Here is a 15,239-nt window from a genome sequence, read left to right on the forward strand (position 1 = left end):
CTCGCCCCCGGCTCGTCCTGAGCCCGCGTCGAACGAAGGCCCGGCCCCGCGAGGGGGACCGGGCCTTCGTCGTGCGGTCCGTCAGACGCGGCCGGTGCCGCGTCCGCGTCGCTGCGCGGCCTGCCACGCCGCCGCGGCGCGACGCCGGACGTCCCTGCTCGCCGCGAGGTACGCCGCTCGGTAGGCCGCCTGGTACGCCGCCGCGTAGGCAGCCCGTGCTGCGGCCACCGCGGTGGATCGTGTGCTCATGCCCATGCCTGCGCGCACGCCCGCGACGTACGCGCCCCGGAGCGCGCGGCTCCCCGCTGCGCTCGCCGAGCCCGCATGCCCGCTGAACGCCCCGCCGGACGCCCCGCTGAACGCCCCGCCGGACGCTCCGGTGAAGGGCTCCGTGAACGGTTCGGTGAAGGGTTCGGTGAACGGGTTCGCGCCGAGTGCTTCGGTGAACGGCTCCGTGAACGGTTCGGTGAACGGCTCCGTGAACGGCTCGGTGAAGGGTTCGGTGAACGGGTTCGCGCCGAGTGCTTCGGTGAACGGCTCCGTGAACGGTTCGGTGAACGGCTCCGTGAAGGGTTCGGTGAACGGCTCCGTGAACGGCTCGGTGAAGGGTTCGGTGAACGGGTTCGCGCCGAGCGCCTCGGTGAACGGCTCCGTGAACGGCTCCGTGAAGGGCTCGGTGAACGGTTCGGTGAAGGGCTCGGTGAACGGCTGCGCCGAGGTCCTGCCGGCTGCTGCTGACCGGGGCGCCCCCTGCGCGTCCCGGTCAGCAGCGCGGCCCGCAGGCCTGGTCGGCGCGGTACCGCTGCGGCCACCCGCCCACCCCCAGGGGGTGGTGGTCGGCGCACCCGGTCGGGGCCGCTCGGTGGCCACCGCGACGCCGAGCATGCCGAGCACGGCGCCGATGGGGCTCGCCACGGAGAAGCTGCCGTCGTCCTCGCCGGCCCACAGCAGGCCGACCACGGCGCCGTCCTCGTCGACCAGGACGGAGCCCGAGTCGCCGCCCGCGGAGAACCGCTCGACGCCGTCCGCGGGCTCGACCCGGATCTGGTCGCGCAACGTGCGCCACCCGACGCCGGGCCCGAAGTCGACGGACGTCGTGTAGTCGGTGGACACCACGGTCCCGACCGTGACGCCGGTCGTGCGCCCGGACTTGCGCACCCGCGCGCCCTCGCGGGCCTCGGCGGCGCCGCTCACGGGGCCGATGCCGACGATCCCGGGCACCCATGCCGCTCCGGGTGCGAGCGCTACGACGGCGGCGTCCACCCGGTCGGTCAGGGCACCGCGCACGAGCGCGCCGAACCGGTCGCGGGGCGTGCCGTCGTCGGCGATCGCGGGCTGGATCCAGCTGCTGCCGGGGTCCTCGAGGCCGTCGCCGGCGGCGACGTGCCAGTTCGTGAGCGCGAACGCACGGCCGGTGTGCCGCTCGCGCACGACGACGCCGAGCGTGCCGTTGACGCTGCGCAGCGACGCCGCGCCGTCCACGGGTACGGTCACGGCGTCCGCCGGGCCGATGCTGATGCCGCCCGCCAGCGGCCGCACGCGCGACGTGTGCAGGTCGGGCGCCTCGGAGCGGTCCGTCGCGAGCGGGGAGACGCGGCGTTCGACGACGTCGGTGAGGACGCCGTCGATCGTCGGGGGGATGCGCTCGTCGTCGGCGAGCTCGTCGGTGGCCCGTTTGTGCGCGACGTGCACGACGATCGCCTGGTGCCCGGTGGGCGAGCCGCCCGACCACTTCTCGGCGATGTCGACGCCGATCACGCCGGCCCGCGCCAGCAGGAGGTCCTCGACCCCGCGCTTCGTCGGGCGGATGCGCTCGCGCTCGTCGGCGCCGGTCGGGTGCTGATCGCTCATCGGTGGGTGCTCCTCGTGCGTGGGAACCGTCGTCCGGGGCTGGACCGCTCGTCAGGAGCGGCCGGTGGCCGTGCTGATACGTCGCGCCGCAGGCCGGCGCACATTCACCCCGACGGGTGATTTGTGATGCGCACGGGGACCGCGGCGTATCTGGCACCGTCGAGGTCGTTCCTTGCGCACGTGCACGACCGGGGGATCGCATGACCACCTTGTCGTGTTTGTCCAGGCCGTCCTAGTGTGACGAGGCGGCCGCCCGACGAGGCCAGGCGAGTGAGGGGCCAGATGATGAGTGACGACCTGGTGGAGCCGGTGGACACCGCGCTCCGAGGCCAGGGGGAGGGGCTCGCCGACCAGGCGGCCCGGGCCGTGATCGCGTACCGCGAGGGCGACAGCGCACCCATGGCCGCCCTGGTGCAGGTGATGACCCCCCTGCTCTGGCACACCGTGCGCGCCCAGGGTGCGGACGTGGAGACCGCGCAGGACGTGGTGCAGAGCGTCTGGCTGTCCCTCGTCCGGGAGATCGAGACGATCCGTGATCCGCGCGCGACGCTGCAGTGGACGCTCGTGACCGCGAAGCGCGCCGCGTGGCGTGCGGTGCGGCGTGCGCGGGACGAGCAGGCGCGCACGGACGGCGACGAGGCGGCGACGCTGTGGCTCGCCGCGCCGGCCGACCAGCTGCCCGAGCAGCAGGCGGTGCGCGACGAGCGGGACCGCGTCCTGTGGGAGCACGTGCGCTCGCTCCCCGAGCGGTGCCGCCGGCTGCTGGGCCTGGTCGCGCTCGTGGACCGGCCGGACTACACCGTGGTGTCGCAGGCGCTGGGCATGCCGGTCGGGAGCATCGGGCCGACCCGTGGCCGGTGCCTGGCGAAGCTGCGGGTCTCGTTGTCCTCCGATCCCACCTGGAGCCTGTCATGACTCCCGACGACGCCACGCTGTCCCTGGTCGCGGCCGCCCCGGTCGACGAGCTCGACGTGGAGATGCTCGGTCGCCTGGCCGAGCTCGTGAACGCCGCCGACCCCGTGCCGGACGGGCTCGTGGACCGCATCGGCATGGCGCTCACGATCGAGGCGCTGCACGCCGAGCTCGCGGAGCTGCGGCTCGTCGGCGAGCCCGCGCTCGCGGTCCGGGCCGACGAGACCAGCATCGAGGCGGGGACGATCACGTTCACGACCGACGTGCTGACGGTCATGATCTCGGTCCACCACGAGAACGACCGCGTCCGCATCGACGGGTGGGCGGCCCCGGCTGGTGAGCTCGCGGTCGAGCTGCACCAGACGGGCAGCGTCACGACGACCCGCTCCGACTCCGACGGGCGCTTCGCGTTCGTCGAGATCGGGCGCGGCCCCGCGCGCCTCGTGCTGCGCCGGCCGGAGGAGCCGAGCATGCCCGTCGTGACGCCGCAGATCGAGCTCTAGTCGCGCCGTGGACTCTGCTCGCGGCGCGTCCGCGGCCGGCGCACCGGCGGGCGGCGCAGGTCGCCCGCCGGTGCTCGACCGGATCGCGGTCGAGGTCGCGCGCGCGGAGACGGACAACGCCGAGGGTCATCCGGGCCAGGCGCGGCGACGGCTGGTCGCGGCGCTCGCCGAGCTCGACCGGATCGACGACGGCTCGCTCGACGACGGGTTCGTGGTGCGGGTAAGGGCGCGTGCGCTCATGGAGCTCGCGAAGTGCGAGTTCGAGGTGCGGGGCGGGCCGCAGGCCGCGCTCGCGCGGCTGGACGCGCTCGTGGCGGCCGGGGCAGCGGCGTCGTGGCCCGGTGTCGTGCCGGCGGTCGCGGGCGTGCGCGGGCTGCTGGCGCTGCGGGCGGGCCGCCAGGAGGACGCGCTGGCCGCGCTCGACGCCGCGGTCGCGCAGATCGACGTCGCGGATGCCGTGGACGGGTGCCGTGCGCTGCTCAACCGCGGCACGCTGCACAGCGAGCGCCGGGACGTCGTCGCCGCGCGCGCGGACTACGAGGAGTGCGCGCGGCGCGCACGTGCGGCGGGGTTCGACCTGCTCGTGTTCAAGGCGGAGCACAACCTGGGCTACGTGCACTTCCGTGCCGGACGGCTGCCGGAGGCGCTCGCGAGCATGGAGGGTGCGGCCCGCAGCCTGCCGGGTCCCGAGCGGCCGACCGCGCTGCGGGACCGGAGCGAGGTGCTGCTCGAGGCCGGTCTGGTCGGCGTCGCGGACGAGACGCTGGCGCGTGCGGCGGCGCTGTTCGCAGCCGAGCGGCTGCCCCGCGAGGTGGCGGAGTGCGAGCTCGGCCGGGCCGAGTGCGCGCTCCTGCGGGGTGACCCGGTGGCGGCGCGCGAGTGGGCCGGGAGCGCCCGGCGCCGGTTCCAGCGGCGGGGCGACGACGCGTGGGTGGTGCGGTCCGCGCTGCTCGCGCTGCAGGCCGACGCGGCAGTGTTCGCACAGCTGCCCGAGGGCCGGGCGCGCAGCGCAGGGTGGTCGGGCGTCGCGCGCCGCGCGGCCGAGGTCGAGGAGCTGTGCCGGGCGACGGGCCGCCCCACGTGGCAGCGCTCGGCCTCCTACCTGCGCATCGAGGCCGACCTCGCACGCGGCAAGGGACCGGATGCGCGGCGCGTGCTCGACGGCCTGGGCCCCGTCCATCCCGACGAGCCGCTCACGCTGCGCCTGCACGGCCGGCGCATCCGGGCGCTCCTGGCGGTGGCCGCAGGGCAGCAGGACCGCGCCGCGCACCACGTCCGGGCGGGTCAGCGGGACCTGGTGCTGCACCGCAGCCGGTTCGGCTCGCTCGACCTGCGCACCGCGGGCGCGGTGCACGGTCGCGCGCTCGCGGACGTGGACATGCGCCTCGCGCTCGGCACGGGTGACCCCGAGGCGGTGCTCGAGTCCGTCGAGCGCGTGCGCGCGGTGATGGGCGGTGCGCCGCGGGTCAACCCGCCGGGCGACCCGCGCACGGCGGAGCTGCTCACGGACCTGCGCCGCCTGGTGGAAGGCAGCAGGCCGGTCACGGGCCGGCCGCAGGCGGACCCGGAGCGGGTGCGGCTCATCGCGGATGCGCAGCGGCTCAAGCTCGAGATCCTGGCGCGGTCCTGGCACGAGCCCGGGCAGGCGGGCGACGACCGGGAGGGCCGTGCGCACGAGGCGCGCGTGGTCCTGGAGCGGCGCGCGGGTGCGGTGCTGCTGGACGTCATCGAGCACCACGGCGAGCTGCTCGCGGTGCAGATGGACGCGGACGGCGCGCAGCTGCACCAGCTGGGCGACGCCGCACCGGCCGCGGAGCTGGTGCGGCGTGCGCACGCGGACCTCGAGGTCCTCGCCAACCCTCTGGTGCCCGCCGAGCTGCGCGCGGTGGCGCAGCGTTCGCTGTCGGTCGCGCTCGACGGGCTCGACGCGGTGCTGGCGCGCGTCGTCCGCGTGCCGGACGAGCTCACGGTCGTCGCGGGAGGGTGGCTCGGCGTGCTGCCGTGGGCGATGCTGCCGTCGCGCACCGCGTTGCCGACGCTCGTCGCGCCCTCGGTCTACCACTGGATGCGCTACGCGGGCGCGGGCCTGCCGAGCGCGCCCGTCACGACGGCGGCGGGCCCGGGGCTGCGGCACGCGGACGACGAGGCCACGCGCGTGGCGAGCCTGTGGCCCGGGGCGCGGGCCCTGGTCGGGCAGGACGCGAGCGTCGCGGCGGTGTCCGACGCGCTCGCGGCCCCCGGGATCGTGCACCTGGCGGCGCACGGCCGGCACGAGCCCGACAACCCGCTGTTCTCCTCGCTCCGCCTGGCGGACGGGCCGCTGTTCGCGCACGAGCTGGACGCCGGGGGAGACGTGCCGGACCTCGTCGTCCTGTCGTCGTGCGAGGTGGGCCGGTCCACCATCCGCGCGGGCGGTGAGGCGCTGGGCCTCGCGAGCGTGCTGCTGCGCACGGGTGTGGCGTGCGTGGTGGCGGCGATCGCGCCCCTGCCGGACGAGACGGCGATGCTCGTGATGACGGACGTGCACGCGCGCCTGCGTGCGGGTGCGCCCGTCGCGGCGGCCGTCGCGGCGGCGTGCGCGGCGGAGCAGGAGCGTGCGGGCGTGCACGTGCCGCTGCTGTGCCTGGGGGCGCCGGTCTGAGCCACGTGCGGCCTCCCGCGGGCGGCTGAGCGCCGATTTGGTCGCACGCGTCCCGTCCCGTACTGTTGACGCGCCCAAGACCGCCGGTCGTCGGTCCGCTCGTCGGACCTACCGAAGTCCCGCATCACGCGGGGGCCAGCGCAGGTGAGAGTTCAGCAGGTCGGCACGGTTCGCCCGTGCCGCATGTCGAGCCCCGCGCCTGCGCGGGGCTCTCGTCGTTTCGGGGGATGGGGACCGGCACCACCATCGGAAGGAATGCCATGGCGAGGCCGGACAAGGCAGCCGCCGTCGCGGAGCTCACGGACAAGTTCCGCGAGTCGAACGCGGCCGTGCTGACCGAGTACCGCGGGCTCACCGTGAAGCAGCTCACGACGCTGCGTCGCGCGCTCGGCGGCAACGCAACCTACGCCGTGGTGAAGAACACGCTGACCGCGATCGCGGCCAAGGAAGCCGGCCTGACGGGCCTCGACGACGCGCTTGCGGGCCCGTCGGCGATCGCCTTCGTCACCGGCGACCCGGTCGAGGCCGCGAAGGGTCTGCGTGACTTCGCCAAGGCGAACCCCGCACTGGTCATCAAGGGGGGCGTCCTCGACGGCCGGCCCCTGACCGCCGCGGAGATCAACAAGCTCGCGGACCTCGAGTCCCGTGAGGTCCTCCTGGCCAAGGCGGCCGGTGCGATGAAGGCCAAGCTCTACCAGGCTGCCTACGTCTTCACCGCGAACACCGCTCAGGCCGCTCGCGTCATCGATGCCCTGCGTCAGAAGCAGGAGTCGGAAGGTGCGGCCGCCTGACCCGGGCCCCGGCCTGAGCAGCGCACCGCGCACACCCCCACATCCCGCTTCCGTCGCACGTCGCGTCGTGGAGCACCGAAGAAAGGAACGCCTCTCATGGCGAAGCTCACCACCGAGGAGCTCATCGAGCAGTTCAAGGGTCTGACCCTGATCGAGCTGTCCGAGTTCGTGAAGGCCTTCGAGGAGGTCTTCGAGGTCACCGCTGCCGCGCCCGTCGCGGTCGCCGCCGCCCCCGCCGCGGGTGGCGCGGGTGGCGACGCGCCGGCCGAGGAGGAGAAGGACTCCTTCGACGTCGTGCTCGAGGCCGCCGGCGACAAGAAGATCCAGGTCATCAAGGAGGTGCGCGCGCTCACGTCGCTCGGCCTCAAGGAGGCCAAGGACCTCGTCGACGAGGCGCCCAAGGCCGTCCTGGAGGGCGTCAACAAGGAGACCGCCGAGAAGGCCAAGGCGCAGCTCGAGGGCGCCGGCGCGACCGTCACCCTCAAGTGATCTGACCTCCGCCGCGGCTCGTCCGCGTGCGGAGGACGGCTCGACGCACGGGCCCGTCACCCTCACCGGGGTGGCGGGCCTGTGCCGTGCTCGGGCGGCGGGCCGGGGCGCAGCGTGTGCACGGCGCCCGTGCCCGCACGACTACCGGTGGCGCCGTCGGTGTGCCACCATGACCGCGGCGACGACGATGTCGCCCGTCGGGCCGAGGGGCCTGACGAGGACGGACCTCCTGGTCGGTGCGCACGACGTGGTGTCGCACGGCACACTCCGCTGTGCCCAGCCGCGGCCCGGGAGGGTGGACTTCCGTCAGAGGGCCGAGTATGCTAGCGCTTTGCGCTGGCCTGTGCCCGCGATCTCATATATCCCGAGTCGGAGCCCGACGTACGTGCGCGTCGTGCCTGCCGGCCTCGTGGCGGGGGATCGCGCCTTGCCAGGCGGCGCAGCGCTGCTCTCGACCGCAGGGAAGGACCCCTCTTGGCTGCCTCGCGCACCCCTTCTGCACCGACCGCTGACGCGATTGCGAACCGCACCGCATCGCGCCGCATCTCCTTCGCCAAGATCTACGAGCCCCTCGAGGTGCCCGACCTGCTCGGTCTGCAGACCGAGAGCATGGACTGGCTGCTGGGCAACGAGCGCTGGCAGGCCCGCGTGGCCGCCGCGCTCGAGGCGGGGCGCAACGACGTCCCGCAGACCGCCGGTCTGGAGGAGATCTTCGAGGAGATCTCGCCGATCGAGGACTTCGGCGGCACCATGTCGCTGTCGTTCCGCGAGCACCGCTTCGAGCCGCCGAAGTACACGGCCGAGGAGTGCAAGGAGAAGGACTTCACGTTCGCCGCGCCGCTGTTCGTCACCGCGGAGTTCGTCAACTACACCACCGGTGAGATCAAGAGCCAGACGGTCTTCATGGGCGACTTCCCGCTCATGACCGAGCGTGGCACGTTCATCATCAACGGCACCGAGCGCGTCGTCGTCTCGCAGCTGGTCCGTTCGCCGGGCGTCTACTTCGAGCGCACGGCCGACAAGACGTCCGACAAGGACGTGCTCACGGCCAAGGTCATCCCGAGCCGTGGCGCGTGGCTCGAGTTCGAGATCGACAAGCGCGACAACGTCGGCGTCCGCGTCGACCGCAAGCGCAAGCAGAACGCGACGGTGCTGCTCAAGGCGCTCGGCATGACCGAGGGCGAGATCCGCGAGGAGTTCGCCGCGTACCCGGCGGTCATCGACACGCTCGAGAAGGACCACGTCCAGACGCAGGACGAGGCGCTGCTGGACCTGTACCGCAAGATCCGCCCGGGCGAGCCGCCGACGGTCGAGGCCGGCCGCGCGCTGATCGAGAACTTCTACTTCAACTCCAAGCGCTACGACCTGGCGAAGGTCGGCCGCTACAAGGTGAACAAGAAGCTCGGCCAGGACGCGCCGCTGACGGACTCGGTGCTGTCGCTGTCGGACGTCGTCGCGACCATCAAGTACCTCGCGGCGCTGCACATCGACCAGGCCGCGCTGCCCGGCACGCGCAACGGTGAGGCGATCGAGGTCCGCGTCGAGACGGACGACATCGACCACTTCGGCAACCGCCGCATCCGCGCGGTCGGCGAGCTCATCCAGAACCAGGTCCGCACGGGCCTGTCGCGCATGGAGCGCGTCGTGCGTGAGCGCATGACGACGCAGGACGTCGAGGCGATCACGCCGCAGACCCTGATCAACATCCGCCCCGTGGTGGCGTCGATCAAGGAGTTCTTCGGCACGTCGCAGCTGTCGCAGTTCATGGACCAGAACAACCCGCTCGCGGGCCTGACGCACAAGCGTCGCCTGTCCGCGCTGGGCCCGGGTGGTCTGTCCCGTGACCGCGCCGGCATGGAGGTCCGTGACGTCCACCCGTCGCACTACGGCCGCATGTGCCCGATCGAGACCCCCGAGGGTCCCAACATCGGTCTGATCGGCTCGCTCGCGTCCTTCGGCCGCATCAACCCGTTCGGCTTCGTCGAGACGCCGTACCGGAAGGTCGTCAAGGGCAAGGTCACCGACGAGGTGCACTACCTCACGGCCGACGACGAGGACCGCCACGTCATCGCGCAGGCCAACGCGCCGCTCAAGGCGAACGGCGAGTTCGAGGAGAGCCGCGTCCTGGTCCGCACCAAGGGTGGCGAGATCGACTACGTGACCGGTGAGACGGTCGACTACATGGACGTCTCGCCGCGCCAGATGGTGTCGGTGGCGACCGCGCTCATCCCGTTCCTCGAGCACGACGACGCCAACCGCGCGCTCATGGGCGCCAACATGCAGCGTCAGGCCGTGCCGCTGGTGCGGTCCGAGGCGCCGCTGGTCGGCACCGGCATGGAGCGCCGTGCCGCGATCGACGCGGGTGACGTGATCGTCGCGACGAAGCCGGGTGTGGTCACCGAGGTCTCGGCCGACCTGATCACGGTCGCCAACGACGACGCGACGACGACCACGTACCGCGTGGCGAAGTTCCGCCGCTCCAACCAGGGCACGAGCTACAACCAGCGCGTGCTGGTCGACCACGGCGCACGCGTCGAGGTCGGCTCGGTGCTCGCGGACGGCCCCGCGACGGACGAGGGCGAGCTCGCGCTCGGCCGCAACCTGCTCGTGGCGTTCATGTCCTGGGAGGGTCACAACTACGAGGACGCGATCATCCTGTCGCAGCGCCTCGTGCAGGACGACGTGCTGTCCTCGATCCACATCGAGGAGCACGAGGTCGACGCGCGTGACACCAAGCTCGGCCCCGAGGAGATCACGCGGGACATCCCGAACGTCTCCGAGGAGGTCCTCGCGGACCTCGACGAGCGCGGCATCATCCGCATCGGTGCCGAGGTCGGCGCCGGTGACGTGCTCGTCGGCAAGGTCACGCCCAAGGGCGAGACCGAGCTGACCCCGGAGGAGCGTCTGCTCCGGGCGATCTTCGGCGAGAAGGCGCGCGAGGTGCGCGACACGTCGCTCAAGGTCCCGCACGGCGAGTCCGGCACGGTCATCGAGGTGCGCACGTTCAGCCGCGACGACGGCGACGAGCTGCCCGCGGGCGTCAACGAGCTGGTGCGCGTCTACATCGCGCAGCGGCGCAAGATCACGGACGGCGACAAGCTCGCCGGCCGCCACGGCAACAAGGGCGTCATCTCCAAGATCCTGCCGGTCGAGGACATGCCGTTCCTCGCCGACGGCACCGCGGTCGACGTCGTCCTCAACCCGCTCGGCGTGCCCGGCCGCATGAACGTCGGCCAGGTCCTCGAGACGCACCTGGGCTGGGTCGCCAAGCAGGGCTGGGACATCCAGCTCGCCGAGGGTGACGTGTCCTGGCGCGACGGCGTCCCGGACGTCGCAGCCTCGTCGCCCGCCGGCAACCCGGTCGCGACGCCCGTGTTCGACGGCGTGCCGGAGGAGACCCTCGCGGGTCTGCTCGGCACCACGCTGCCGAACCGTGACGGCGTGCGCACCGTGGGCCCCGACGGCAAGGCGCGGCTGTTCGACGGCCGCTCCGGCGAGCCGTTCCCGGACCCGGTCTCGGTCGGCTACATGTACATCCTCAAGCTGCACCACCTGGTCGACGACAAGATCCACGCGCGCTCGACCGGCCCGTACTCGATGATCACGCAGCAGCCGCTGGGTGGTAAGGCGCAGTTCGGTGGTCAGCGGTTCGGCGAGATGGAGGTGTGGGCCCTCGAGGCCTATGGCGCCGCCTACACGCTGCAGGAGCTCCTCACCATCAAGTCCGACGACGTGCCTGGTCGCGTCAAGGTCTACGAGGCGATCGTCAAGGGCGAGAACATCCCCGACTCGGGCATCCCGGAGTCGTTCAAGGTTCTGCTCAAGGAGATGCAGTCGCTCTGCCTGAACGTCGAGGTGCTGTCGTCCGACGGCGTCTCGATCGACATGAAGGAGAACGACGACGAGGTCTACCGCGCAGCGGAGGAGCTCGGCATCGACCTGTCGCGCCGCCCGAACGCGAGCAGCGTCGAAGAGATCTGACGTCGAGCGGCTCGTCGCGCCCGCCGGCGCGAGCGCGACGAGCCACCCGCACCCTCCCTTGCACCATTCCGTCCGCCGGCCCTGACCGGGCCCGGCAAGCGAAGGAAGTAGGACCCCCCTTGCTCGACGTCAACGTCTTCGACGAGCTGCGCATCGGCCTGGCCACGGCCGACGACATCCGTGCCTGGTCGCACGGCGAGGTCAAGAAGCCCGAGACCATCAACTACCGGACCCTGAAGCCGGAGAAGGATGGCCTGTTCTGCGAGAAGATCTTCGGCCCCACCCGGGACTGGGAGTGCAACTGCGGCAAGTACAAGCGCGTGCGCTTCAAGGGCATCATCTGCGAGCGCTGCGGCGTCGAGGTGACGCGCTCCAAGGTGCGCCGTGAGCGCATGGGCCACATCGAGCTGGCCGCCCCCGTCACGCACATCTGGTTCTTCAAGGGTGTGCCGTCGCGTCTGGGCTACCTGCTCGACCTGGCGCCCAAGGACCTCGAGAAGGTCATCTACTTCGCGGCCTACATGATCACGTGGGTCGACGAGGACGGTCGCCACGAGGACCTGCCGAACCTCCAGAACGAGATCGACCTGGAGCGCAAGGAGATCGCGGACCGCCGCGACAACGACATCAACAACCGGGCCGCCAAGCTCGAGGCCGACCTGGCCGAGCTCGAGGCCGAGGGTGCCAAGGCCGATGCGCGCCGCAAGGTCCGCGACTCGGCCGAGCGTGAGATGGCGCAGATCCGCAAGCGTGCGGACGCCGAGATCGAGCGCCTCGAGCAGGTCTGGGACCGGTTCAAGAACCTCAAGGTCGCGGACCTCGAGGGCGACGAGATGCTCTACCGCCAGCTGCAGGACCGCTACGGCAACTACTTCGAGGGCTCGATGGGCGCCGCGGCGATCCAGAAGCGTCTCGAGGCGTTCGACCTGGAGGCGGAGTCCGACAACCTGCGCGAGATCATCAAGACGGGCAAGGGCCAGCGCAAGACGCGTGCCCTCAAGCGTCTCAAGGTCGTCAACGCGTTCCTCACGACGAGCAACTCGCCCACGGGCATGGTGCTCGACGCGGTCCCGGTCATCCCGCCGGACCTGCGCCCGATGGTCCAGCTGGACGGTGGCCGCTTCGCCACGTCGGACCTGAACGACCTGTACCGCCGCGTCATCAACCGGAACAACCGCCTCAAGCGGCTCCTCGACCTGGGCGCGCCGGAGATCATCGTCAACAACGAGAAGCGGATGCTCCAGGAGGCCGTGGACTCGCTGTTCGACAACGGCCGTCGCGGTCGCCCGGTCACGGGCCCCGGCAACCGTCCGCTGAAGTCGATCTCCGACATGCTCAAGGGCAAGCAGGGCCGGTTCCGCCAGAACCTGCTCGGCAAGCGCGTCGACTACTCGGGCCGTTCGGTCATCGTCGTCGGCCCGCAGCTCAAGCTGCACCAGTGCGGCCTGCCCAAGCAGATGGCGCTCGAGCTGTTCAAGCCGTTCGTCATGAAGCGGCTCGTGGACCTCAACCACGCCCAGAACATCAAGTCGGCCAAGCGCATGGTCGAGCGCGCCCGCCCCGTGGTGTGGGACGTGCTCGAGGAGGTCATCACCGAGCACCCGGTGCTGCTGAACCGTGCGCCCACGCTGCACCGTCTGGGCATCCAGGCGTTCGAGCCGCAGCTGGTCGAGGGCAAGGCCATCCACCTGCACCCGCTCGTCTGCGCCGCGTTCAACGCGGACTTCGACGGTGACCAGATGGCCGTGCACCTGCCCCTGAGCGCCGAGGCGCAGGCCGAGGCCCGCATCCTCATGCTCTCGAGCAACAACATCCTCAAGCCGTCGGACGGCCGTCCGGTGACCATGCCCTCGCAGGACATGATCATCGGCCTGTTCCACCTGACGTCGGACAAGGACGACGCCGAGGGCGCGGGCCGGGCGTTCAGCTCGGTGTCCGAGGCGATCATGGCGTTCGACCAGGGCACCCTGGACCTCAACGCGGTCGTCAAGATCCGCTTCGACGACCTGGTCCTCGACGAGGACGTGGCGCCCGAGGGCTGGGAGCCCGGCCAGACGCTGCTGTTCGAGACCACGCTGGGCCGTGCGCTGTTCAACGAGCTGCTCCCGGTCGACTACCCGTACGAGAACGGCGTCGTCGACAAGAAGCGTCTCTCGGTGATCGTCAACGACCTCGCCGAGCGCTACCCGAAGGTCGCCGTCGCGGCGTCCCTCGACGCGCTCAAGGAGGCCGGCTTCCGCTGGGCCACGCGTTCGGGCGTCACCATCGCCATCTCGGACGTCGCGACCCCGTCGGCGAAGGCCGCGATCCTCGAGGAGCACGAGGCGCGTGCCGCCAAGGTGCAGGGTCAGTACGAGAAGGGCCTCATCACCGACGACGAGCGTCGCCAGGAGCTCATCGAGATCTGGACCCAGGCCACCGACAAGGTCGCCAAGGCGATGCAGGAGAACTTCCCTGCCCGCAACACGGTGTTCCGGATGGTCGGCTCGGGTGCGCGAGGCAACTGGATGCAGGTCCGCCAGATCGCCGGCATGCGCGGCCTCGTGGCGAACCCGAAGGGCGAGATCATCCCGCGCCCGATCAAGTCCAACTACCGCGAGGGCCTGTCCGTCCTCGAGTACTTCATCGCCACGCACGGTGCCCGCAAGGGTCTGGCGGACACCGCTCTGCGGACCGCCGACTCGGGCTACCTCACGCGTCGTCTGGTGGACGTCTCGCAGGACGTCATCGTCCGCGAGGAGGACTGCGGGACCGAGCGCGGCCTGACCATGCCGATCGGTGTGGCGGGGACCGACGGCCTGCGCCGCCACGACAAGGTGGAGACGAGCGTGTACTCGCGCACGCTTGCCACCGACATCGAGGTGGACGGCGAGGTCATCGGCCACGCGGGTGACGACGTCGGCGACGTGCTGCTGGACCGTCTGCTCGAGTCGGGCGTCGACACGCTCAAGGTGCGCTCGGTGCTCACGTGCGAGTCGCGCGTCGGCACGTGCGCGAAGTGCTACGGCCGTTCGCTGGCCACGGGCAAGCTCGTCGACATCGGCGAGGCCGTGGGCATCATCGCGGCCCAGTCGATCGGTGAGCCGGGTACGCAGCTGACGATGCGTACCTTCCACACCGGTGGTGTGGCCTCGGCCGACGACATCACGCAGGGTCTGCCGCGTGTCCAGGAGCTCTTCGAGGCCCGCACCCCCAAGGGTGAGGCGCCCATCGCGGAGTTCTCGGGCCGGATCGCGATCGAGGAGGGTGACCGCTCGCGCCGCATCGTGCTCACGCCCGACGACGGCTCCGAGGAGATCGCCTACCCGATCACGAAGCGCTCGCGTCTGCTGGTGAACGACGGCGACCAGGTCGCCGTCGGCACGCAGCTGGTGCAGGGTGCCGTGGACCCGAAGAAGGTCCTGCGCATCCTGGGCCCGCGCAAGACGCACGAGCACCTGGTGGACGAGGTCCAGGAGGTCTACCGCTCGCAGGGCGTGGACATCCACGACAAGCACATCGAGGTCATCGTGCGGCAGATGCTGCGGCGCGTGACGGTGCTCGACTCCGGCTCGACCGACCTGCTGCCCGGCGAGCTCGCCGAGCGTGGCCGGTTCGAGGACGCGAACCGGCAGGCGGTCGCCGAGGGCGGCCAGCCCGCGTCGGGCCGTCCGGAGCTCATGGGCATCACCAAGGCCTCGCTCGCGACGGACTCGTGGCTGTCGGCGGCCTCCTTCCAGGAGACCACCCGCGTCCTCACGGAGGCGGCGATGTCGGGTCGGTCCGACCCGCTGCTGGGCCTCAAGGAGAACGTCATCCTCGGCAAGCTCATCCCCGCCGGCACGGGCCTGCCCCGCTACCGCAACATCGCGGTGGAGCCGACCGAGGAGGCCAAGGCCGAGCTGTACCCGACGTTCGGCTACGACGAGATCGACTTCCCCGCCCTGGGCCTCGGCTCGGGCGACGCGATCCCGCTCGAGGACATCGACTTCGGCGACTTCCGCTGACGTCGTGCTCCTGACCCGACCCGAGGGGGTCCGCCGCACCGCGGCGGGCCCCCTCGGGCGTTCCCTGGCCGTGACCGCCGGTCTC

General features: G+C 71.8%; 8 protein-coding genes. 7 read left to right on the forward strand and 1 reads right to left on the reverse strand.

Annotation, left to right across the window (positions count from 1 at the left end; all coding sequences use genetic code 11):
* Positions 1-81 precede the first annotated feature (81 nt).
* The gene (locus tag CELGI_RS16295) at positions 82-1,851 is read right to left on the reverse strand and encodes a serine protease family protein (RefSeq protein ID WP_013882832.1); all 1,770 of its coding nucleotides are present in this window, start codon (positions 1,849-1,851) and stop codon (positions 82-84) included.
* Positions 1,852-2,136: 285 nt separating this feature from the next.
* Here CELGI_RS16295 and CELGI_RS04035 point away from each other — a divergent pair, with 285 nt between their 5' ends.
* The 7 genes from CELGI_RS04035 to CELGI_RS04065 all read left to right on the forward strand — a co-directional run bounded on the left by CELGI_RS04035 (position 2,137) and on the right by CELGI_RS04065 (position 15,154).
* Positions 2,137-2,766, forward strand: coding sequence for an RNA polymerase sigma factor (locus CELGI_RS04035; protein ID WP_245528165.1), 630 nt, complete (start codon positions 2,137-2,139; stop codon positions 2,764-2,766).
* Positions 2,763-3,266, forward strand: a complete 504-nt coding sequence (locus CELGI_RS04040; RefSeq protein WP_013882834.1) for a hypothetical protein — start codon at positions 2,763-2,765, stop codon at positions 3,264-3,266. The genes CELGI_RS04035 and CELGI_RS04040 overlap by 4 nt, the downstream gene beginning before the upstream one ends.
* Before the next feature lie 7 nt (positions 3,267-3,273).
* Positions 3,274-5,907: a CHAT domain-containing protein gene (locus tag CELGI_RS04045; protein ID WP_245528167.1), complete on the forward strand. Its 2,634-nt coding sequence runs from the start codon at positions 3,274-3,276 to the stop codon at positions 5,905-5,907.
* A 260-nt stretch (positions 5,908-6,167) separates the two neighbouring features.
* The gene (gene rplJ, locus CELGI_RS04050) at positions 6,168-6,698 is read left to right on the forward strand and encodes a 50S ribosomal protein L10 (RefSeq protein WP_013882836.1); all 531 of its coding nucleotides are present in this window, start codon (positions 6,168-6,170) and stop codon (positions 6,696-6,698) included.
* A gap of 96 nt (positions 6,699-6,794) precedes the next feature.
* Positions 6,795-7,187, forward strand: coding sequence for a 50S ribosomal protein L7/L12 (gene rplL / locus CELGI_RS04055; RefSeq protein ID WP_013882837.1), 393 nt, complete (start codon positions 6,795-6,797; stop codon positions 7,185-7,187).
* Between the two features lie 474 nt (positions 7,188-7,661).
* Positions 7,662-11,168, forward strand: a complete 3,507-nt coding sequence (gene rpoB / locus CELGI_RS04060; RefSeq protein WP_013882838.1) for a DNA-directed RNA polymerase subunit beta — start codon at positions 7,662-7,664, stop codon at positions 11,166-11,168.
* A 119-nt stretch (positions 11,169-11,287) separates the two neighbouring features.
* The gene (locus CELGI_RS04065; protein WP_013882839.1) at positions 11,288-15,154 is read left to right on the forward strand and encodes a DNA-directed RNA polymerase subunit beta'; all 3,867 of its coding nucleotides are present in this window, start codon (positions 11,288-11,290) and stop codon (positions 15,152-15,154) included.
* The last annotated feature ends 85 nt before the right edge of the window (positions 15,155-15,239 follow it).

Origin of the sequence: Cellulomonas gilvus ATCC 13127 (genome assembly GCF_000218545.1) — a bacterium.
Lineage (GTDB): Bacteria > Actinomycetota > Actinomycetes > Actinomycetales > Cellulomonadaceae > Cellulomonas > Cellulomonas gilvus.